General features: G+C 69.2%; 19 protein-coding genes and 1 tRNA gene. 5 read left to right on the top strand and 15 right to left on the bottom strand.

The window, feature by feature from the left end:
* Positions 1 to 3 precede the first annotated feature (3 nt).
* Positions 4 to 1,194, bottom strand: a complete 1,191-nt coding sequence (locus tag PTQ19_RS06460; RefSeq protein ID WP_206820617.1) for a trans-sulfuration enzyme family protein — start codon at positions 1,192 to 1,194, stop codon at positions 4 to 6.
* A 113-nt stretch (positions 1,195 to 1,307) separates the two neighbouring features.
* On the opposite strand from PTQ19_RS06460, the gene PTQ19_RS06455 reads away from it, so the two are divergent.
* Both PTQ19_RS06455 and PTQ19_RS06450 read left to right on the top strand, forming a co-directional pair.
* Positions 1,308 to 1,799, top strand: a complete 492-nt coding sequence (locus PTQ19_RS06455; protein WP_274368868.1) for an Lrp/AsnC family transcriptional regulator — start codon at positions 1,308 to 1,310, stop codon at positions 1,797 to 1,799.
* A gap of 39 nt (positions 1,800 to 1,838) precedes the next feature.
* Positions 1,839 to 2,318, top strand: coding sequence for a carboxymuconolactone decarboxylase family protein (locus tag PTQ19_RS06450; RefSeq protein ID WP_274368867.1), 480 nt, complete (start codon positions 1,839 to 1,841; stop codon positions 2,316 to 2,318).
* 12 nt (positions 2,319 to 2,330) lie between these two features.
* Here the strand turns inward: PTQ19_RS06450 and PTQ19_RS06445 are convergent, their stop codons facing one another.
* From PTQ19_RS06445 to PTQ19_RS06425, 5 genes are all read right to left on the bottom strand, one after another.
* Positions 2,331 to 3,326 (bottom strand): pirin family protein, encoded by a 996-nt coding sequence (locus PTQ19_RS06445; protein WP_274368866.1) that lies wholly within the window; start codon positions 3,324 to 3,326, stop codon positions 2,331 to 2,333.
* A 67-nt stretch (positions 3,327 to 3,393) separates the two neighbouring features.
* On the bottom strand, positions 3,394 to 4,266 hold the full coding sequence (locus PTQ19_RS06440; protein WP_274368865.1) for a cytochrome c biogenesis CcdA family protein: 873 nt from the start codon (positions 4,264 to 4,266) through the stop codon (positions 3,394 to 3,396).
* Positions 4,263 to 5,003, bottom strand: coding sequence for a DsbA family protein (locus tag PTQ19_RS06435; RefSeq protein ID WP_274368864.1), 741 nt, complete (start codon positions 5,001 to 5,003; stop codon positions 4,263 to 4,265). Before PTQ19_RS06435 ends, PTQ19_RS06440 begins: the two co-directional genes overlap by 4 nt.
* 43 nt (positions 5,004 to 5,046) lie before the next feature.
* Positions 5,047 to 6,720: an ATP-binding cassette domain-containing protein gene (locus PTQ19_RS06430; RefSeq protein WP_274368863.1), complete on the bottom strand. Its 1,674-nt coding sequence runs from the start codon at positions 6,718 to 6,720 to the stop codon at positions 5,047 to 5,049.
* Positions 6,717 to 8,399, bottom strand: coding sequence for an ABC transporter ATP-binding protein/permease (locus tag PTQ19_RS06425; protein ID WP_274368862.1), 1,683 nt, complete (start codon positions 8,397 to 8,399; stop codon positions 6,717 to 6,719). The genes PTQ19_RS06430 and PTQ19_RS06425 overlap by 4 nt, the downstream gene beginning before the upstream one ends.
* A 126-nt stretch (positions 8,400 to 8,525) precedes the next feature.
* On the opposite strand from PTQ19_RS06425, the gene PTQ19_RS06420 reads away from it, so the two are divergent.
* The 3 genes from PTQ19_RS06420 to PTQ19_RS06410 are packed head-to-tail and all read left to right on the top strand — an operon-like array spanning position 8,526 to position 11,477.
* Positions 8,526 to 9,611, top strand: coding sequence for a FecCD family ABC transporter permease (locus PTQ19_RS06420; RefSeq protein ID WP_274368861.1), 1,086 nt, complete (start codon positions 8,526 to 8,528; stop codon positions 9,609 to 9,611).
* Positions 9,608 to 10,417, top strand: a complete 810-nt coding sequence (locus PTQ19_RS06415; protein ID WP_274368860.1) for an ABC transporter ATP-binding protein — start codon at positions 9,608 to 9,610, stop codon at positions 10,415 to 10,417. The genes PTQ19_RS06420 and PTQ19_RS06415 overlap by 4 nt, the downstream gene beginning before the upstream one ends.
* A 16-nt stretch (positions 10,418 to 10,433) precedes the next feature.
* Entirely contained in the window at positions 10,434 to 11,477 is a 1,044-nt protein-coding gene (locus PTQ19_RS06410; RefSeq protein WP_274368859.1) for an ABC transporter substrate-binding protein, read from the top strand.
* A 60-nt stretch (positions 11,478 to 11,537) separates the two neighbouring features.
* Here the strand turns inward: PTQ19_RS06410 and PTQ19_RS06405 are convergent, their stop codons facing one another.
* From PTQ19_RS06405 to PTQ19_RS06365, 9 genes are all read right to left on the bottom strand, one after another.
* Positions 11,538 to 12,029 carry a hypothetical protein gene (locus PTQ19_RS06405; protein WP_274368858.1) on the bottom strand — a complete coding sequence of 164 codons (492 nt, stop codon included), beginning with the start codon at positions 12,027 to 12,029 and terminating at the stop codon, positions 11,538 to 11,540.
* A gap of 126 nt (positions 12,030 to 12,155) precedes the next feature.
* Positions 12,156 to 12,230 (bottom strand) — tRNA-Gln (locus tag PTQ19_RS06400).
* A 112-nt stretch (positions 12,231 to 12,342) separates the two neighbouring features.
* On the bottom strand, positions 12,343 to 13,632 hold the full coding sequence (locus PTQ19_RS06395) for a threonine/serine exporter family protein (RefSeq protein ID WP_274368857.1): 1,290 nt from the start codon (positions 13,630 to 13,632) through the stop codon (positions 12,343 to 12,345).
* A 20-nt stretch (positions 13,633 to 13,652) separates the two neighbouring features.
* A complete protein-coding gene (gene gltX / locus PTQ19_RS06390) occupies positions 13,653 to 15,161 on the bottom strand; it encodes a glutamate--tRNA ligase (RefSeq protein ID WP_274368856.1) in 1,509 nt (502 codons plus the stop codon).
* Between the two features lie 32 nt (positions 15,162 to 15,193).
* Entirely contained in the window at positions 15,194 to 15,964 is a 771-nt protein-coding gene (locus PTQ19_RS06385) for a class I SAM-dependent methyltransferase (RefSeq protein ID WP_274368855.1), read from the bottom strand.
* A 10-nt stretch (positions 15,965 to 15,974) separates the two neighbouring features.
* Positions 15,975 to 17,222, bottom strand: a complete 1,248-nt coding sequence (locus PTQ19_RS06380; protein ID WP_274369043.1) for an MFS transporter — start codon at positions 17,220 to 17,222, stop codon at positions 15,975 to 15,977.
* Between the two features lie 5 nt (positions 17,223 to 17,227).
* Positions 17,228 to 18,004 carry a fumarylacetoacetate hydrolase family protein gene (locus tag PTQ19_RS06375; protein WP_179411033.1) on the bottom strand — a complete coding sequence of 259 codons (777 nt, stop codon included), beginning with the start codon at positions 18,002 to 18,004 and terminating at the stop codon, positions 17,228 to 17,230.
* Between the two features lie 209 nt (positions 18,005 to 18,213).
* Positions 18,214 to 19,194, bottom strand: a complete 981-nt coding sequence (locus PTQ19_RS06370; protein ID WP_274368854.1) for a hypothetical protein — start codon at positions 19,192 to 19,194, stop codon at positions 18,214 to 18,216.
* A 237-nt stretch (positions 19,195 to 19,431) separates the two neighbouring features.
* Positions 19,432 to 20,529: a branched-chain amino acid aminotransferase gene (locus PTQ19_RS06365; protein WP_274368853.1), complete on the bottom strand. Its 1,098-nt coding sequence runs from the start codon at positions 20,527 to 20,529 to the stop codon at positions 19,432 to 19,434.
* Positions 20,530 to 20,589: the final 60 nt, after the last annotated feature.

Genomic DNA, 20,589 nt, shown 5'->3' with positions numbered 1-20,589 from the left:
CGCTCAGACGGCGGCGACCGCGGGCGCCTTGACGAGCGCCTGTTCGAGATCGGCGATCAGATCGTCGACGTTCTCGAGCCCGATCGACAGGCGCACGATGTCGGCACCGGGTCGCGCCTCGGGCGCGACGGGTCGGTGCGTGAGCGCCGCCGGATGCTGGATGAGCGAGTCGACGCCACCGAGCGAGACGGCGTGCGTGAACAGGCGCACAGCGCCGGTGACCGCCTCGGCCGCCGCGTATCCACCGGCGAGCCGGATGGCGACCATGGCTCCGCCGCCGCGCATCTGACGGCCGATCAGGCCGCGTGTGTCGTCGAACTCGGGGTACCGCACCTCGAGAACGGCCGGGTTGTCCTTGAGACGCAGGGCGATCGCACGGGCCGCGGCCTGCTGGGTCTGCATACGCACGGGCAGGGTGGGCAGTCCGCGGTGCAGCAGGTAGGCCCCCAGCGGATGCAGCAGCGCTCCGGTGATGGCACGGACCCGGCGGAGCGCCGCGGCCGTCTCTTCAGAGCACGCGATGACGCCCGCGATCACGTCGCCGTGACCACCGATGTACTTGGTGGCGCTGTGCAGCGACATCGCCGCCCCCAGGTCGAGCGGGTTCTGCAGCAGCGGTGTGGCGAAGGTGTTGTCGACCATCACCGGCACGTCGCCCGCCTGGGCGACGACGGCGGCGATATCGGCGAGTTCCAGCGTGGGGTTGGCGGGTGTCTCGAGCACGACCAGACCCGTCTCGGGGCGGATGCTGGCGGCGACGGCGTTCTCATCGCAGAAGGTCACTTCAGCACCGAGCAGTCCGGTGGCCAGCAGGTGGTCGGTGCCACCGTAGAGCGGGCGCACCGCCACGATGTGGCTCTTGCCCGCACCCGTGGTGTGCGCCAGCACGGCCGCCGTGGTTGCGGCCATGCCCGAAGCGAACGCGACAGACGCCTCGGCGTGCTCCAGTTCGGCCAGCGCCTCTTCGAACCGTGCGACGGTCGGGTTCCACAGTCGCGCGTAGACGTTGCCGCCGTCAGGCAGCGGATGCCCGCCGTTCGCCATCGACTCGTACGAGTCGCCGCCGTGCAGGATGTCGGGCAGCGGGTTGGTCGACGACAGGTCGATGGGCGCGGCGTGCACGCCCAGGGCGCCGAAGTCGGAGCGTCCGGCGTGGACGGCGATGGTGTCGGGATGCAGCGGCTGGTCGGACATGACCCTATGGTGCGCCGTTTCGACAGTCCTTTCCAGATGGGTTGTCGAGGGAGGCGTAAGCTGGCACTGATCTTGCTCGTTGAGCAACCAGCCATCCGGATGGGGAGTCGAACTTGGCCACAGCACAGCGGCCGGACAGCGCTGTCGACGCGCTCGACCTGCGCATCCTCGGCGCCCTCGTCGAACACCCCGAAGCCTCAGTGAAGGAACTCGCCGCGATCGTCGGCATTCCGGCATCCACATGCGCGTTCCGGCTGCGCACGCTGCGCACGCGGGGCGTGGTCTCGGCGCCGCGGCCGCACATCGATCCGGCCGCCGTGGGCGCGCCGGTACAGGCGATGATCCGTGTGCGGCTCGGCAACCACAACAAGATCGGTGTCGAGGCGCTGTTCGACGCACTCACAGCGACGACGGGCGTGCTGCAGGTGTTTCACATCGCGGGTGCGGACGACTTCATCGTGCACGTGGCGGTGTCGGATGCCGCAGCGCTGCGCGACATCGTGCTCGAGCGGATCACCGTGCACGACGTCGTGCGCGCGACCGAGACACAACTGGTGTTCGAGTTGCGCGAAGGCGCCGGAGTCGTGCCGCGGCCCGGAATGTGATCGGATGCTGTTGACCCCCTCATGATTCAAGGAGAGAGCATGCGCCCGTACCTCGACAAGGCGTCCCCCGCGGCCTGGAAGGCAGCATCCGCGTATTCGGCGGCCATCGCCGAGGAGGCGGAGCGGCTGGGATTGACTCTGCAGGAGGCCGAGCTGATCAAGGTGCGGGTCTCGCAGCTCAACGCCTGCGCGTTCTGCCTCGATCTGCACTCGCGCGAGGCACGCGGCGCCGGCATCGTGCAGCAGCGCCTCGATCTGCTGCCCGCGTGGCGCGAGTCGGCGCTGTACTCCGAGCGTGAGCGCGCCGTGCTGGCGGTCGCCGAGGCGGCCACGCGCCTGCCGTTGAGCGAAGAGCTCAAGGCCGACCTCTCGGGCGCGCAGCACACGCTGGGCGACGAGGCGTTCGTCGCCGCCGAGTGGGTGGCGCTGACGATCAACATGTTCAACCGCGTATCGATCCTCAGCGAGCACCCGGTGCGTCCGCGCGATGCCGGTGGAGAGCCGATCACCCGGTCGTAGCCGGGTCGTGCCTCACGCGCGGGGGCGCAACCGTACGGTGGGGAGCGCCGGTGCCGGCAGCGGAGGTCGCTGTCCGTTGGCGAACGGTCCGAACAGCGAGGGCTTACCGGCATCCTTCGGGTCGACGGGGTCGAAACCCAGTTCGGCCTGATACCGCCGACGGTACTCGGCGATCTCGTCGTGGCTGCGGCCCACGAAGTTCCACCACATCACGATCTGTTCCCCCAGCGGTACTCCGCCCAGCAGGATCGCCCGCGCGCCGTCCCGGCCCGCTGTGATGCGCAGCGTGTCTGCTCCGACGGGTGCATAGCCGAGCGAGCGATGCGGCACGGCGGTGCCGTTCAGAGTGAGATCACCCGTCTCGGCGAGCACCGCGTGTTCGAAGTCACGGCGCGCGCTCAGCGTCACCTCGGCGCGTGGTGCGAGCACCAGTTCGGCGCCAAGCAGGTCGGGAGTGCGGGTATCGACCGGCGAGGTGGAACCGGCCAGGCTGCCGATGAACACGCGCACCGTCGCTCCGGGCAGTTCGACGGGCGGCGGCGCATAGTGCGTGAACTGGTGCGGGCTGAACCGGGTGGCGTCGGGCAGTGCGTACCAGAGCTGCACACCGTGCAGCACAGCCGTGTCGGGCGCGCTGATCTCTTGGTGGGTGATGCCCTGCCCCGCGATCATCAGGCTCAGCTCACCCGGTAGCACCGCGGCGGACACACCGCTGGAGTCGAGATGGTCGATGCGTCCGGTGAACAACCATGAAACGGTCGCCAGGCCGGTGTGCGGATGCCGGGGAACCACCATGCCGCCCGTGCGGGCCACGTCATCGGGCCCGTAGTGGTCGAGAAAGCACCAGGCCCCCACGAGGGAACGCTGCCGCTGCGGGAGCGTGCGGTACACCGTCATCGCACGGGGCCCGCCGAGCGGCACCTCGCGGGGCGTCAGCACCTCGACCTCGGTGCATGATTCCCCCGCCGTGAGTACGGCCGGTTGCGGGTCCTGCTCGGGATTGGTCACCGGCGGCCTCCTCGATCTGCTGACGCCTGCGGTCAGCGTACCTCTCGTGGCGCGGGCCGCGGCAGGCTCATGGTGACGGCGGGTCGACGTGCGCGACGCTCTCTGCGGCATCCGTCCGATCCCCGCGCCCACGCAACAGGACGACGGCGGTGACCGAGGCGAGCACGACCAGCGCGCCGATCGCGAACCACCAGTCGGGGATGCTCGCCGCCATCGTCGATACGGACGACTCCAGCGCGAACTGGGTGTCGATGCCAACCAGTCCGCCGAGGTTGGCCGTGCCGTCGGTGAACAGCAGCAAGGCGCCCAGCGCGATCGACAACGCTCCGGTGATGATCATGGTCCACGAGTTGCGCCACCTGCCGATGCGCAGCTCGCGCGGGCGCATCCAGGTCATCGCCTTCGCCCCGAACCGGCGCCACAGCAGCGCCAGGATCAGCAGCGGCAGCACCATTCCGAGCGCATACACGGCCAGCAGCACGGCACCGTAGACGGGCGAGCCACCGAGAGAGGCGATCAGCAGGACCGACCCGAGGATCGGCCCGGTGCACACGCCCGCGACCGCATACACGGCACCGAGCAGGAACACCGAGACCGCCGAGGTGCTGTCCTCTCCCCCACGCCGCGAACGAGAGATCCCGGGTACGGGCACACCCAGCAGCTGCACGAGACCGACGACGATCACCAGCACCGCCACCGTCGTGATCAACGCGCCGCGGTTCTCACCCAGCAGTGACCCGAACAGGCCCGAGAACACCCCGAGCGGGATCAGCGTGACCAGCAGCCCGAGAAAGAACACGCCGGTGCGCGAGATCAACTTCGTGGGCGAGGTGAAGGCGTAGGCGAAGAACGCGGGCAGCAGCATGACCGAGCACGGACTGAGCAAAGAGAGGATGCCACCGAGAAACGCGCCGATATAGCCGATATCCACGGCGATCACTCCCCGACGCGTGCGAGTTCGCCGTCGATGACCTGGCGGAACACGTCGATGGGCTGGGCGCCCATCACGGGCGTCTGGCCGATCAGGAACGCCGGTGTGCTCTGCACACCGATGGCCTGGGCCTCTTGCGCATCGGCTGCGACGGCCTGCTGCAGCGCCGGGTCGTCGAGCGCCGTCTCGAATGCCGCCAGGTCGGGGACACCGGCCTCATCGGCGAGTTCGAGCAGCTGCTCGCGGGGCAGGTCTTTGCGCGAGTCGCCCTGGAACGCGTAGACGGCGTGGTGGTACTCCCAGAACAGACCCTGCTGGCCGGCGGCACGGGCGGCGACGGCGGCGTTGAACGAGTCCTCGCCGAACAGCGGGACGTCGCGCCACTCGATGCGCAGCTTGCCGGTGTCGATGTAGTCGGCGACGAGCTGGGGCATGGTGTCGAGCGCGAAGACGCCGCAGTAGGGGCACCGGTAGTCGGCGTACTCGATCATCACGACCGGTGCGTCCACGGCGCCGAGCGCCGCCACGTCGCCATCGATGCGACGCGAGAGGTCGGGCACCCGGGGCGCTTCGCTCTCTTCGACGGATGGGGTCTGCTGGCCTGTCGGCGCCGTTGCGGCGGCGTCGGGCTCTTCCTGACTCGGCCGGGTCAGTGAGGCGATCAGCAGCACGGCGATCAACGCGACGCCCGCGAGGGCGATGATCAGAATCCGACGGCGGGTCCGCGGTGCGCGGGCGGTGGTCACGACAGCATCCTCCAGGGTTCGGATCAACCCTATCGGCGGATCACTATGGGGTGCCTGTCAGCACCCCGCCGTCGACGGGGATCACGCGAGATACGGCAGAGAGTGTCTCGCTTCGGTGCGAGGCGATGAGCACCGTTCCGCGGTAGGCGGCGAGCGCATTCGAGATCACGCGCTCCGTTTCGGCGTCGAGGCTCGCGGTGACCTCATCGATGAGCAGGATGCGCGGCTGCCGTACCAGTGCCCTGGCCAGCGTGAGGCGTGCCCGCTGACCGCCTGACAGTGCGAGGCCTCCCTGCCCGATCGACAGATCGAGCGGGGCCCAGTCGATGGCATCCACACGTTCGAGCGTGCGGCGCAGGGTGTCGTCCGACACCGGAGCGGCGCCGCGCAGCAGGTTTTCGCGGACGGTTCCGTGGAACAGCGTCGCCTCCTGGTCGACGAAGGCGATGGTGTTGCGCAGTGCGTGTTCGTCGACGTCGCGCAGGGGCACGGTCTGACCATCGGCCGTGAACAGCTCGATCGTTCCCGACGACGGCTGCCATAGGCGGGCGGCGAGCGCGATGAGTGTGCTTTTGCCCGATCCCGAGCGCCCGGCCAGCCCGACATGCTCGCCGGGACGGATCTCGGCGGACCAGGCGCTGATCGCCTCGACCCGGTCGTCGTAGCTGAACGTGATGTCGCGCAAGCGCAGGCCGAGCGGACCGTTGGGGACGGGGCACGCCTGCCCCGTGGCGATGACGACGGGCGGGCGATGCAGGGCCCGGTCGACGCGCGCGGCGCTCGCGGTGAGCGGGTGCAACTGGGTGAGGGTCGTCGCGGCATCTGCGACCGCGGCGACGCCGGCGAGGGCCAAGGCCACGAGCATCGGCAGGGTTGCGGGCGAGATACGCGCGTCGCCGCCGAGTACGCCCGCTGCTGTCGCGCTCACCAGGATGACGGCGAGCACGGTCGTGGTCACGATGAGGTCGCGGATGCCCGCCACGAGCTGCCCGATCGTGCCGCGTCGGCGTCCGGCGCGTGTCGCCCGGTGCGTGGTGCGCAGCGCCTGAGCCGTCACCGCGTCGGCGAGCCCGTAGGACAAAACCTCGCGCAGCGCCCCGAGCGCATCGACGATCTGGCTGGACAGCTCTGCGCGCTGCTGCTGTTCCTCGGCGCCACGGCGGCGTGCAGCGCGCGCGAGCACCGGCACGGTGGCGACGACCAGCACTGCTCCGACCGCGAGCGCCGCACCGGCGGTCGGCAGTACGAGCAGGACGGCGACCAGCGCCGCGAGGAAGGCGGTCAGTGCGGCGGCGACCTGCGCGATGGTGTGGGCGTAGAAGAACTCGAGCTTCTCGATGTCGTCCATCGCGACCGCGGCAGCGCGACCGGAGTGCTCGCGCCGCCGGGCGGGCACGCTGCGGCTATAGGAGTCGAACAGCACCAGGCGCAGTCGCGCGAGAACACGGTAGGCGACGGCATGGGACCGATCCATCTCGTGCCAGGTGAGCACGGCCCGCGCGGCGACGAGCACCACCAGCCACACCCACCATGCCGTGCCGGGCAGAGTGCGCTCGACAACGGCATGGCCGACTCCCCAGGCGGCAAGCGCGCCGAGAGCGCTGAGGGTCAGTGCGCTGGTCGTCGCACTGAGATAGACCGAGAAGATACGGCCGCGCTCGGGGGCCAGTGCGGGCAGCAGTGCGCTGAAGCTGCGTCGCGATCCGTCTGCGCTCACACCGGCACCTCCTGGGCGTCGTCGACGGGCGTGGTTCGCCCGTGTGCGAGTCGCACCACGATGTCAGTCGACCGCAGGTCCTCGACCCGATGCGTGACCATCACCACGATGCGGTCCTCGGCCACATGACGCAGCGTCGTCATCACGTCCGCCGCGCGGGCGGCATCCAACGCGCTCGTGGGTTCATCGACGAGCAGCACCGGGCGCCGCGCCAACAGGGCGCGCGCGAGCGCCAGCCGTTGCCTCTGCCCGCCCGATAAGCTCATCCCCGCCTCGGACACCACGGCGTCGAACCCGCCGGGAAGCGCCCGCACCTCATCGAGGATCCCCGCAGCGCGGCAGGCATCCGCCAGCTCTGCGTCGGTGCGCTCGCCGGTGACGCACAGGTTCTCTCGCACGGTTCCGGCGAAGAGCACCGGACGCTGCGAAAGCACGGCCACGTCGTCGGGTCGTAGCGGACGCCCGTCGAGGGTGCAGATGCCCTCATGGGCGTGGATCAGCCCTAGCAGCACGTCGAGCAGCGTCGACTTGCCGGCGCCGGATGCACCGACGATCACGGTCAGTGTCCCGGTTCGGGCGACCAGCTCGACGCCGTCGAGCACATCGGCATCACCGGTCGGGTAGCGGTAGCGGACTCCGCGCACGTCGAGCCGATCGGCGGGCCCGCGAAGCCCCGCCGGGCGCGGGCGATCGGATGCCAGCGGCTCGGCGGCGGGTGCGGTCGGGGGGTCTGCGTGGAAGGCGCCGAGGGCCCGTAGTGCGGGTACCGCCGTCAGGCCGAGGAAGCCGGCATGCCACTGGCGGGACAGGTCACGGATCGGACGGAACGCCTCAGACACGAGGAGCAGGATGAGATAGGTCTCGAAGGCGGGTGGCTGACCCGATGCCGCCTGAACGACGGCGATCATGATGGCCGCGACGGTGCCACCCTGGATGGCGACATCGATCACGCCGGTCTCGGCGAGCGAGCCGCGCATCACCCGCTCGGTCGCCCTGCGAAGCGCCTCGGATCGCTCCTGCAGGCGCGAGCGGGTTCCGGGCACATCACCGAGAGCGCGCAGCATCGCCATGCCGCGGAGGGCATCGAGGTAGTCAGCACCCAGTGCCTCGTACGAGTCCCAGTGATCCAGCCCCCTGCGCGACATCATGCGTTTCCATGCCAGCGGCCCGATCAGTGCCAGTGCCACGGCGAGACCAGCGCTGAGTCCGGCCCAGGGGTTGACCACGACGAGGATCGCGATGACGATCGGACATGCCAGGAACACGAGCGCCAGGGCCGGAATGTACTTCGACACATACGCGTCGGTCCCGTCCACGCCGTCTGTCAGCGCGCCGCGCATCGCCCCATCCCGGCCGGTCGGATCATGCAGTCGTGTCGCCGTGAGCGCGGTCCGCAGCGTGCGCCGCCGCAGCGCAACCCGCACGTGCCCGCCGAGGTGGGAGGCGAGCGCATCTTGCAGCAGCATGAGCAGCATCCGCAGCACTGCCAAGCCGACGATCGCAGCGAGGGCTGCGAGTACTTGCGAGCCATCGCCGGAGACGACGGCGGCGAGCGCCCCCGCGATGGCGAACGCCTGCGCAAGGTAGGTCGCCGAGGCGAGAAGCAGGCACAGTACGGCGCCCGCCAGAAGTACGGGCGATCGGGCCGCCTCGCGCCACAGCTCGCGAACGATCATCATGCGGCGTGCTCCTGTTCGGTCGTCTGTGTGGTCGCTTGTTCGGTCATCGATGGCGCCGTCATTGTTCGCTGCACCGTGTCGGAGCGTAGTTGAGAATGGTTCTCATTCGCAATAGGATCCGAGACCATGCCCTCTTTGCGCACCGAGACCCGTCAGCCGAGCCGCCCCGGCACCAAGGCCGCGACCGTACTCGCTCCCGTGCTCTCGGTCGCTCTGCTGGGCGTGCTTCTAATCTCGGTGAGCATCGGCGCGATCAGCGTTTCTGCGCTGGACGCGCTGAAGATCGTCACCGGCCATCTGCTGCCCGGCATGCCCTGGATGAGCGACGGATCGCTCACCACGATGCAGGACAACGCGGTGTGGCAGTTCCGCCTGCCGCGAGCGGCACTGGCTGCGCTGACGGGAGCCTCTCTGGCCCTGGCGGGGGCCCTCATCCAGGCCGTGGTGCACAATCCGCTCGCCGAGCCATACATCCTCGGCGTCTCGGCCGGAGCGGGGGTCGGTGCGGTCTCGTTCATCGTGCTCGGGCTGGGCATCAGCGCCCTCGGCATCAGCGCATCCGCCTTCGCCGGGGCAATGATCGCCACCGCCGCCGTCTACCTGCTGGCACGCAAGGCCGGGCGGATCGCCCCGCAGCGGCTCATCCTGGCCGGCGTCGCCCTGGGCGCCCTGTTCAGCGCGATCACCAGCTATCTGACGATCTCAACCGACGCGCAGAACGTGTACAGCATCATGTTCTTCCTGCTCGGCTCGGTCTCGGCCGCGACCATGCAGCAACTGCTGCTGCCGACCCTGGCGCTGCTCGCCGTCGCCGCCTTCGCAATGACCCACGCACGACAGCTCAACGCGCTGCTGGCCGGCGATGATGCGGCGCGCGCACTGGGCATCGACGTCAACCGGCTGCGTACGACGACACTCATCGCCACAGCGCTGTTGACGGGTGCGGTCGTCGCCGTCTCGGGCGGCATCGGCTTCGTCGGCCTGGTGGTGCCGCACGTGGCACGGATCATCGTCGGATCCGACCACCGCAGGATGCTGCCGGTGGCCGTGCTCGGCGGGGCCGTCTTCCTGGCCACGTGCGATCTGCTGGGGCGCACGCTGGCCGCGCCTTCAGAGATCCCCCTGGGCGTGCTGACGGCGCTCGTCGGAGCCCCGTTCTTCTTGTGGCTGCTGCGTCGCGAACGCGCCGACCGGATGGGGATGAACCGATGAGGGTGCAGGTCGAGAAGCTCCAAGCCCGGCGCGGAGCGCGCACCGTGGTGCACGGCGTCTCGTTCGACGTGGCATCCGGATCCGTCCTGGGCCTGCTCGGCCCGAACGGCAGCGGCAAGTCGAGCCTGCTGCGCGCGATCGCCGGAATCGATGCGCCGATAGCAGGAGACGTGCGGTTCGACGGCGTCTCGGCGCACGACCTGACGCGCCGGCAGGTCGCACAGCGCGTCGCGGTGATGATGCAGGAGCACAGCGAGGAGTTCGAGATCCCCGTGCTCGAGCTCGTGCTGCTCGGGCGGATCCCGCACGGCAGTGGCTTCGGTCGCGACTCCGCCGCAGACGTCGCGATCGCGCTCGACGCACTGGAGCGGGTGGGCGCGCAGCATCTGGCATCCCGTGCGTTCTCGGCGTTGTCGGGCGGCGAGCGTCAACGCGTGCTGTTCGCGCGTGCGCTGACGCAAGACACCCCGGTGCTGGTGCTCGACGAGCCGACCAATCACCTCGACATCGCACACCAACTGGAACTGCTCGACTTGGTGCGTGCCAGCGGACGCACCGTTCTCGTCGCGCTACACGATCTCAATCTCGCCGCGACCCACTGCGACGCGGTCGGCGTACTGGCGGCCGGAGAACTCGTCGCGTTCGGATCCCCCGACAGCATCCTCACCCCCGACCTGATCCGCACCGTCTTCGCGGTCGAGTCGACGGCCATCACCCACCCGGCGACAGCGCAACGCCATCTGCTGTTCGACGCACTCGCCCGCACGCCTGAACACCGTGCATCCACACGCACAGTGCATCCCTGAGAAAGGAAACCACCCGATGAACACTCCCCCCTCGCACCCGCCGCGCGCTCGCTCCCGCGGCGGACGCCGCACGGCACTGCTGGGTCTGCTCGCGATGACACCGATCGTGCTGACCGCCTGCGGATCGGCCGTCGCTCCTGCCGGTGACGACGCACCGGAATCGCACGAGCAGGCGGTCACGATCGACAACTGCGGGCGTGAGCTCACGTTCGCGCACGCACCCCAAGCGGTCGTCGGCCTGATGCCGTCGCAGACCGATCTGCTGCTGCGCCTCGGTGCGCAGGATCAGCTGGCAGGGCAAGCGCAAGTGGCGACGTCAGAACTGCCCGCGGATGTCGCTTCGCTGGCCGCCGACGTTCCGGTGCTCAGCACCGACGCCCCGCCCGCGCGTGAGGATCTGCTGTCGGTCGCACCCGATCTGGTGGTCTCACCCACCGAGTACGAATTCACCGCCGAGCAGGGCTTCGCGAGCATCGAACAGCTCGCCGACAACGGCGCGCAGGCCTACGTGGCGACCGGCGGCTGCGCCGAACGCCGGTCGAGCGCCGAGGTCACCGATCTGCTCACCGACATCGAGAACCTGGGCAAGATTCTGCGCGCCGAGGATCTCGCCGCCGACCTCGCCGCCGACGCACAGGCGCGCCTGGATGCTGTCACCGAGGCTGTGCGCGATCAGGAGCCGTTGACGGTCGCCGAGATCTGGTCGGAGGGGAACATGCTCGGTGCGATCGGAGCCGGCATCGAGTACGACATCATCCGCACCGCCGGCGGAGACAACGTCTTCAGCCCCGATGCCCCCGAGTTCGCCGACTTCTTCTCGGCCGAGATCACCCCTGAAGAGATCGTCAGCCGCAACCCCGACGCCATCGTGTTCGGCGTTACCAGCGACGCACAGCATGAGCGTGTCGTCGAGTACCTGCGTGCGACGTTCCCCGACGTCACTGCCGTGCAGAACGACCTGCTGATCGCGGTGCCGCAGAGCGACTTCTACCCGGGCACGATCGGCAACATCGACGCCGTCGAGACGATCGCCCACCAGCTCTACCCTGACGCGTTCTGACACGTCGTGCGGGCGGCCCGGTGCCTGTGGCGTCGGGGCGCCCGCGCGGTGGCAGGTCGGCTAGATGCGGATCTCTGTGGCTCGGTCTCGATCGAGTCGCGCCGGCGCCGTGCGCGCCTGGCGTGCCCAGGAACGATCCATCAGCGGGCCTAGCGTGACGACGACCCCGAACAGGATTACGGCGGCGGCCAGCGGTGCCCACCACCAGCCCTGCGCTGCATAGGCGCCACGGCTGACCCCCGCCACGACTCCGACGAGGGCCGCGAACCCGGCGATCTGCAGCACCATGCGCCCGGATGGCTTGATCTGTCGAACCGCGGTCGGCTGCTTCCACGCCGCGACGAGCACGATGAGCAGCACCAGAAGCACGGGTGCGACAAACTGCACCACAACGGGCAGGCCGGTCATGTACGGAAGTAGCGCGAAGACAGACAGGAAGAGCCCCAGCATCACCCAGTAGCGCTTCGGCCGCGGCAGGTCACGGGCGTTGGCTTCTTGCGTTGCCGACGCGGCGCCAAGGCCTTCAGCGGGAGTCGAACCATCGCTTTCCATGCTGGAGACTCTATCTGCGAGCGCCGGGGCGCCGGCGCTGACCACGCCTCGAGATGATCTACGCCTCGGGAGAAACGACAGAGGCCCGGATCTTCCGCTTTGCTGCGGAATTCCGGGCCTATCTGTTGGCTGGGGTACCTGGACTCGAACCAAGAACAACTGAACCAGAATCAGCCGTGTTGCCAATTACACCATACCCCAAGGGCGGAACCTGAGCCCCGCACCGAGATACAAGCTTACCCGAGCTGTGCCCGGATGGCGAATCGGTGCGCACAGCCCGGGCGCGTCGCGCATGTGCGGCAACCACAGGCCATCACAGCTCCCCCATGCGGGCGGGGCGCACCCAGTATCGGAACACCGTCGAACGCGTGATCCGTGCCAGGTCGGCCAGCAGAGCGCCGACCTTCGTGCCGATGCACAGGCTCAAGAACATCATCGGTGCCGACGCCAGCGCCTGCGCGTCGAAGCTCGCCAGCGAGACCAACCCGATCGTTCCGGGCACCAGCAGCAGGAACGCCGGCTGGAACGACACGGTGGCCGGAATCGCCAGCGTCACACGCTCCAGCACACGCGCCGCGACGAACAAGATCGCCGCAGCGATACCCATCGCCACCACGTTGCCCACCTGTGCGCTGAACGCCGCGAGCACCGCATACGTGCCGGTCATCACCACGATGCACACCACCGTCAGTCGCACGCCCGACCCGAAGGCCAGGCCGATGCCGATCGCCAACACCACGACGGCGAACCACGACATCCACAGCGGCGGCAACGCCGTCCATCCCCCACCATCACCCGAAAGCTGCACAGCCTCGCCGACCAGCGCAGCCGACGCCGAATCGACACTCAGCCCCGTCAGCGCGGCACCCGAGTAGACACCGGCCGCCATGAAGGCGAGCATGATGAGCCCGTACATCAGGCGCGACGCCCCGGTCACGATGTCGGTCGAGGTCAGCTCCAGCAGGGCGTTCGTGATCAGTGCGCCCGGCACGAGAATCGCGATCGGCGCGCACACCGCGAACAGCGGTACCGGTCCGAGATCCAGCAACCCCGCGGCCCACCCGACGAGCACCGTTGACACGAACGCCGACACGAACGGGGCCACGGCGGCGGCCGCACGCACGCGCATCATCACCAGCATCAGGCCGCCCACGATGGTACCCACGAGCATCGCCAGCACCGCGGCCCACCACGGGCAGCGGAACAGCACCGCCAGGCCCAAGGACAACAGCCCACAGCCCAGCACGCTCTGAACGCCAGGCAGATGCCGGGGCGTCGCCCGGATGGCAGCGATGCGCTGCGGGGCATCCTCCAACGCGACGGCACCCGACTCGAGGTCGCGCACCAGGCGGCTCGCCCGCGCCGACTGACGGAACGTCAGGGCCTCACCCTTGCCGATCACGGTCGTGGTCGCCGCAGAAGAACCCGGCCGGCTCACCATCACCATTTCCGGCAAGATGGCGAACTCCACCGACACCCCGGGCGCTGCAATACGGCTCACCTGTTCCAAGGTGCCGCGCACATCCGTGACGGACGTACCGCACTCCAGAAGCAGAACCCCCAGCTCACCGAGGATGACATCCGCCTCGGCCGTGGGAATCATAAGCTGTGCCGTATCCCGCGTCACGCCAGGTGATCGGCGAGAGCGCGCAGTCGACGCAGCGTCTCGTCCTTGCCCAGCAGCTCCATCGACTCGAACAACGGCGGCGACACCCGACGACCGCTCAGCGCAACCCGCGGCGGACCGTACGCCACGCGCGGCTTCAGCCCGAGCCCGTCGATCAGTGCCTCCGAGAGCGCCGGCTGCACAGCATCCGCAGTGAACTCGTCGACCGGCTCGAGAGCCGCGACGCACGCGGTCAGCACCTCGGCGGCGTTCGCCGGAAGCCCCTTCATGGCGTCGGGCTCATACGTCACCTCGTCGGTGAACAGGAAGCCGAGCATGCCCGGCGCGTCACCCAGCAGCTGCATGCGCTCCTGAACCAGCGGCGCCGCGCGGAATGCCAGCACGATCTGCTCGTGCGTCGGCTCGGCACCACCGAACACACCGGCGTCGGCCAGGTACGGCAGCATCCGCTCGGCGAAGTCCTTGCCCTCGAGCATGCGGATGTGGTCGCCGTTGATCGACTCGGCCTTCTTCTGGTCGAAGCGTGCCGGGTTCGGGTTGACGTCGACGATGTCGAACGCCTCGATGAACTCGCTCAGCGAGAACACGTCGCGGTCGGGCGCGATCGACCAGCCCAGCAGCGCCAGGTAGTTCAGCAGGCCCTCGTGGATGAACCCACGCTCACGGTGCAGGAACAGATCGGCCTGCGGGTCACGCTTGGAGAGCTTCTTGTTGCCGGTCTCACCGAGCACCAGCGGCATGTGCGCGAAGCGCGGCACGAAAGTGGTGACGCCGGCCTGGATCAGCGCGTCGTACAGCGCCAGCTGACGAGCCGTCGACGGCATCAGGTCTTCACCGCGCAGCACGTGCGTGATGCCCATCAGGGCGTCGTCGACCGGGTTCACGAACGTGTACAGCGGCACACCGTTGGGGCGCACGACGACGAAGTCGGGGAAAGAGCCGGCCGGGAAGGTCACCTCGCCGCGGATCAGGTCGTCGTAGGTCAGGTCCTCATCGGGCACGCGCAGGCGCAGGGCCGGCTGACGGCCCTCGGCGCGGAACGCCGCGCGCTGCTCGTCCGTGAGATCGCGGTCGAAGTTGTCGTAGCCGAGCTGCTTGGCGCGGCCCGCCGCCTCGTTGCGTGCGTCGATCTCTTCGGCCGTCGAGTAGCTCTCGTACAGCGCGCCCGTCGCCAGCAGCTTGTCGATGACCTCACGGTAGATGTCGTGGCGCTGCGACTGCCGATACGGGGCGTGCGGCCCGCCGACCTCGACACCCTCATCCCAGTCGATCTTCATCCAGGTGAGCGCGTCGACCAGCTGGCGGAAGCTCTCCTCGCTGTCACGGGCCGCGTCTGTGTCTTCGATGCGGAAGATCAGCTTGCCGCCGTTGTGGCGCGCGTATGCCCAGTTGTACAGCGCCGTGCGCACCATGCCGACATGCGGCAGGCCGGTCGGCGAAGGACAGAAGCGCACGCGAACGTCGGAACCGGTCGCGGTGGTGGTGAGGGGATGCACAGTAGCCATATCCCCTCGATTCTATCCGTGCCCGATGCCTCTCACCGGGCCTGCCCGCCCCGATGATCCACCGCAACGGCCGCGGTCTGCACGTGCGGGATCACCTCACCGTCGCGGCGCTCGTCGATGACCGCGTCGAACGCCTGGCGAAAGCGCCGACGATCGGCATCCGACAGCGTCGCATAGAGCGCGCCGGCCCCGGCCACTCCCCCGACGACCGATCGCCACAGCATCTCGGGCGTGGGACGCCACGTCCAGATGTACTCGGTGACGACGGGCTGCCAGCCCGCGCCGCGCAGCATGCGCTCGAAACCGGATGCCGTCCGCTCGAAGTCCTTGTCGGCAGGCAGCCGCGCACCCGCCAGTGGCGTCACCCCGGCCCGCGCGGTCACCTCGCCCCACAGCGATGCCGGCGACGCCGACCAGATCGACGCAGCCACGGCTCCCGCAGCCACACGGCGCAGCTCAGACGCCGCAGCAGACGGATCAGACACATGGTTCAGCACGAAGTTCGCGACGACGACGTCGAACGCGCCGTCGTCGAACGACAGCGCGGGCAGGGCGTCCGCCGTGATCGTCAGGGTCGGATGCTGCCGCGTGGCCACCCGGCGCATGCTCGCCTCCGGCTCCGCCGCGGTGACCCGCCATCCGGCATCCGACCAGGCCGCCGCGAGCGTACCGTCACCGGCGCCGACGTCGAGCAGCGACCGCCCGCCGGGCACACCGAGGTGCGCACGCAGCACCTCTCCCGTGCCCGCGCAGAGCTGCGCGTACGAGGCGGCGTACGCGTCGCCGGTTCCGGCCCAGCTCACCGGCGCGCCATCACGCCTCGCGGATCCGCCCGAGCGGCGAGAGCACGATGATCGCGATGACGATCACCAGCGCCACCACGCCGAGCCCGCCATACCCGAACTGCGTCAGCACGAGACCCGCACCCGCGGCACCGGCCGCGGCGGTAAGACTCATCAGCGAGTCGCTGAGCCCCTGACGCCGCGGACGCATCTGCACGGTCGATGACTCGGTCAGCAAGGCCGCACCGGCCACCGTCGCCGCGCTCCATCCGAGCCCGAGCAGGATCAGGGCAACGATCACACCGGCGGCATGCTCGCCCGCGAAGATCGCGAACAGCAACGAGACCACGAACATCCCTTGGCCGAGCAACACCACCCGCACACGCCCCCACCGGTCGGCGAGGATGCCGAAGACCGGCGACAGGCCGTACATGCCGGCCACGTGCAACGCGATCGTCACGCCGACAAGCAATGTGACATCGGTGCTCGTCGTGGCATCCCCACTGGCACGGTGCGCCATGTGCGAGAGGTGGATCGGCGTCATCGCCATCACCGACGCCATCACCGCGTGCGATCCCGACACGGCGAAGATCGCGTAGCGCGCCGTGACCGGACGATCAATGTCAGAGCCGAGCGCGGCGGCCTTCGAGGGCATCGCCGCCAGGTTCAGGGCCGTCAGCAGCGGGTCGGGCCGCAACGCGACCAGGTACAGCACGAGCGCCGCGGCCTGCGCCACGAGCGAGAACAGATATGCGCCGGTGAGCGGAGGCATTCCCACCATCTGCCCGAGCGCCTCACCGGGGGTCAGCAGCAGTGGCCCCGTCACACCGCCGATCGTCGTCGACCAGACCACGATCGACAGATCGCGTCCGCGGTGCTCGGGCGCCGCCAGGTCGGTCGCCGCGAAGCGGGACTGCAGATTGCCGGCGTTGCCCATGCCGATCATGATGATTCCCACGAGCAGCAGCGGGAACACCCGAAGCGCCGCCGCGAGGATCACCACCCCGATGCCGATCAGGGCGAACAGATTGCCGGCTGTCAGCGACAGTCGGCGACCCCGACGCGCGGCGAAGCGAGCCAGCGGGATCGCGAACGCAGCCGCCCCCAGAGTCACGGATGCCGTCGCCAGGCCCGACAGCGCATCGTCCCCCGACAGATCGGCAGCCAGCAGCGCACCGAGCGATACGGTCGCTCCGAAGGCGATGCCGCCGAGCACCTGGCCAAGCGAGAGGATGAGAACTGTACGGCGCTGCAGCCCCGGCAGTGCCTCAGCGGTGATCGAGCTCACGATCGGGGTGCCGCGTCGCGCACCGTGTTGCGCATGACACCCAGGCCGCTGATGTCCACCTCGACGACATCGCCCGCCACCAGCTCGCCGACACCGGCCGGTGTGCCGGTCATGATGGCGTCACCGGGCAGCAGCGTGAATGCCGCCGACGCATAGGCGATGATGTCGGCGACCGAGTGGATCATGTCGGTCAGCGGCGCCTGCTGGCGCACCTCACCATTCACCCGCGTCTCGAGCCGTGACGACGCCACATCGAGCTCGGTCTCGATCACGGGCCCGAGCGGGCAGAACGTGTCGAACCCCTTGCCCCGGGTCCACTGGCCGTCCTTGCGCTGCAGGTCGCGCGCCGTCACGTCGTTGCCCACGGTGTAACCGAACACGTAATCGAGGGCATCCGCCGCGTCGACGTTCTTCGCGATGCGTCCGATGACGGCCACCAGCTCGCCCTCGAACTCCACCCGCTCCGAGAGCGAGGGACGCACGATCGCGTCGCCCGGACCGATCACCGCCGTGTTCGGCTTGAGAAACAGCAACGGCTCCTCGGGGGCGACGTTGCCGAACTCGGCGGCGTGGTCGTGGTAGTTGCGCCCGACGCAGACGATCTTCGATCGCGGGATCACCGGCGCCAGCAGCGCGACGTCGGCGAGCGGGATGCGCTCGCCCGTCGGTTCGTAGCCGGCGAACATCGGGTCGCCGTCGAGCACGACCAGGTCTGAATCGTCAAGGATGCCGTAGCGGATGCCGTCGTTGTGGCTGAAGCGCGCGATCTTCACTCCGTCAGCCTATCCGCCACCCTCGCACGCGGCTCGCCCCGCCCCCTCACTTGCCACCGCTCCCGCGTTCCACCGCCGACACCCCCACTTCGCGTCGACACCCCCAGCTATGGGCGCCCACAAGTGGGGGTGGCGACGCCAGATGGGGGTGTCGGCGAACCCGGCGCGGCGGGGCGAACGCGTCCCGGCGGGGCGCGGCGAGGCCGGCCTCACCCGGGCGGACGGACACCGAACGCCGCGAGACGCGACCCCAGAACATCGGCGGTGCGGATGTGATCGTGCCCCCACCGGGCGAACCGCCACCCGGTGACGCCGCGCACGTCATCTTCGCGGTACTTCTCGTCAAGCACCGCCTGCTGTGCCGACGGAGCTGCTCTGAGCGCAGGCTCGGTGTACTTCGCCGCTCCGTCGAACTCGCCGAAGCACCGTGCATGCGGAAAGGCGAAGTCGAGCCAGTACTGCTGACCCTCCGAGCCGGTGACGGGTACCTGCAGGTCAAAGCCACGGAACCCGAGCGTGTGCAGGTGAGCCCGGCTGACGCTCTCGCCCGGCAGATCCGCGCGCCCGTCGGCGAACTCCAGCGCGCGACGAGCCTGCCGTACGCCGCGCAGTCCAGGGGCCGCGAGCCGAGCGGCGTCCTCACGCCATGCGGCGTCGGCTTCAGCATCCACGGTGAATCCGTCGACCGCCGCACGGCGCAACGCGGCGTCGGCGCAGGCGACCGCCGTCGGGAACGAATACGTGCGCGCGATGTCCATCGCGGTGCGGGTCGGCGATGTGACGCGGATGCCGTCGATCTCGACGATGTCGGCGGGATCCACCTTCATGTCGCGGCGGATGACGTTCGCGATCACGCGACTGTGGCGTCGCCCGTCAACCAGCACCTGCACGGGTGCGGCCCCGACGCGGTACAGCGGCAGACCCCACAGCGCCGCGGCCGAGGTATGGGTGAACACCGGGCCGGGCCCCGGGCTCGCCGCGTGCACCGCGAGCACGCGGATCAGATGCCGCCCTTCCCACCACAGTTCGTCCCAGACCTGCGCAGACACGTAGCTGCCACGGTGCAGACGGAGCAGTCGACCGGAATCGAGGTCCGAGCGCATCTGACGCTCGCTATAGCCGGAGGCCAACACCTGATGTCGAGACAGCACCAGCTCTCGTGCCTGCGGAATGTCGATACGGCGACGCATCCCCACAGGATGTACGCCGGTCTCCCCGAATCAGGCGCTCTCCACAGCCGCTCACGCGATCCGCGCGAATCGGTGGATTGTGCAGAACGAGTCGCCCCGCGCCGACACCCCCACTTCGCGACGACACCCCCGCCTGCGGGCGTCCATACCTGGGGGTGTGGGCGGCAAGTAGGGGTGTCGGCGAATCAGGCGCGCAACGCGAGACAGGCGAGCGCGAATCAGGCTCGCAGCGCGCGCTCAGTCCAGGCGGGTCAGCCAGCCGTGCTTGTCTTCGCGGCGGCCGTACTGGATGTCGGTGAGCTCCTCACGCAGCGACATCGCCAGCTCACCGAGAGGCTGCTCGTCCTCGAACTCGTCCGAGACGAGCGCGCCGATCGGAGTGACCACCGCGGCCGTGCCGCACGCGAACACCTCGACGATGTCGCCCGAGGCGACACCCTGGCGCCACTCATCGAGCGAGACCGCTCGGCGCTCGACGGTCAGACCGCGATCCTCGGCAAGCTGCAGCAGCGAGTCGCGCGTGATTCCCTCGAGGATGCTGTCGGACTGCGGCGTGACCACGCGTCCGTCCTTGTGCACGAACACGACGTTCATACCGCCGAGCTCCTCGACGTTGCCGTCCTGATCGAGGAAGACCACCTGGTCGCAGCCCTTGGCACTGGCCTCGGCCTGCGGCAGCAGGCTCGACGCATAGTTGCCGCCGGTCTTGGCCGCGCCGGTGCCACCCTTGCCCGCACGGGCGTAGTTTGTCGACAGCCAAATGCGCACCGGCTTGACGCCACCGCTGAAGTAGGCGCCGGCGGGAGAGGCGATCACGTAGTACGCGACCTTCTTGGCCGGGCGCACACCGAGGAAGGCCTCTTTGGCGAACATGAACGGCCGCAGGTACAGGCTCTGGTCGGCGCCCGACGGCACCCAGGCACCGTCGACGGCGATCAGCTCACGCAGCGACTGCACGAAGTACTCGGTGGGCAGTTCGGGCAGCGCGAGCCGGCGAGCACTGCGCTGCAGCCTGGCCGCATTGCGGTCGGGGCGGAACGTGTGCACCGACCCGTCGGCGTGGCGATACGCCTTGATGCCCTCGAAGATCTCCTGACCGTAGTGCAGCACGGCAGCGGCCGGGTCGAGCGGGATCGGCCCGTAGGGCTGCACCCGCGGACGGTGCCAGCCGCCCTTCTCAGACCAGCAGATGTCAACCATGTGGTCGGTGAAGTCGGTGCCGAACCCCGGGTTGGCCAGCACCTCGTCGCGCTGAGCAGGGCTCTTCGCGGCCAGGTTCTTGGTCACCGTGAACGTGAGCGCTGCGGTGTCGGCGGGAGTGGAGCTGTCGGTCATGTTCGTCCTCTGTCGGGAAGCCGCGGGATCGTCGGATGCTGCGGCGGTGCGCATAGTGTC

Source organism: Microbacterium esteraromaticum (assembly GCF_028747645.1).
GTDB classification, from domain to species: domain Bacteria; phylum Actinomycetota; class Actinomycetes; order Actinomycetales; family Microbacteriaceae; genus Microbacterium; species Microbacterium esteraromaticum_C.
This window is presented reverse-complemented; position numbering and strand designations above follow the sequence as displayed.

Coding starts and splice junctions, on each gene's coding strand:
- PTQ19_RS06460 (WP_206820617.1), bottom strand. CDS start 1,194: ATGTCCGACCAGCCGCTGCATCCCGACACCATCGCCGTCCACGCCGGA.
- PTQ19_RS06450 (WP_274368867.1), top strand. CDS start 1,839: ATGCGCCCGTACCTCGACAAGGCGTCCCCCGCGGCCTGGAAGGCAGCA.
- PTQ19_RS06425 (WP_274368862.1), bottom strand. CDS start 8,399: ATGATGATCGTTCGCGAGCTGTGGCGCGAGGCGGCCCGATCGCCCGTA.
- PTQ19_RS06420 (WP_274368861.1), top strand. CDS start 8,526: ATGCCCTCTTTGCGCACCGAGACCCGTCAGCCGAGCCGCCCCGGCACC.
- PTQ19_RS06415 (WP_274368860.1), top strand. CDS start 9,608: ATGAGGGTGCAGGTCGAGAAGCTCCAAGCCCGGCGCGGAGCGCGCACC.
- PTQ19_RS06410 (WP_274368859.1), top strand. CDS start 10,434: ATGAACACTCCCCCCTCGCACCCGCCGCGCGCTCGCTCCCGCGGCGGA.
- PTQ19_RS06405 (WP_274368858.1), bottom strand. CDS start 12,029: ATGGAAAGCGATGGTTCGACTCCCGCTGAAGGCCTTGGCGCCGCGTCG.
- PTQ19_RS06395 (WP_274368857.1), bottom strand. CDS start 13,632: ATGATTCCCACGGCCGAGGCGGATGTCATCCTCGGTGAGCTGGGGGTT.
- gltX (WP_274368856.1), bottom strand. CDS start 15,161: ATGGCTACTGTGCATCCCCTCACCACCACCGCGACCGGTTCCGACGTT.
- PTQ19_RS06370 (WP_274368854.1), bottom strand. CDS start 19,194: ATGCGTCGCCGTATCGACATTCCGCAGGCACGAGAGCTGGTGCTGTCT.
- PTQ19_RS06365 (WP_274368853.1), bottom strand. CDS start 20,529: ATGACCGACAGCTCCACTCCCGCCGACACCGCAGCGCTCACGTTCACG.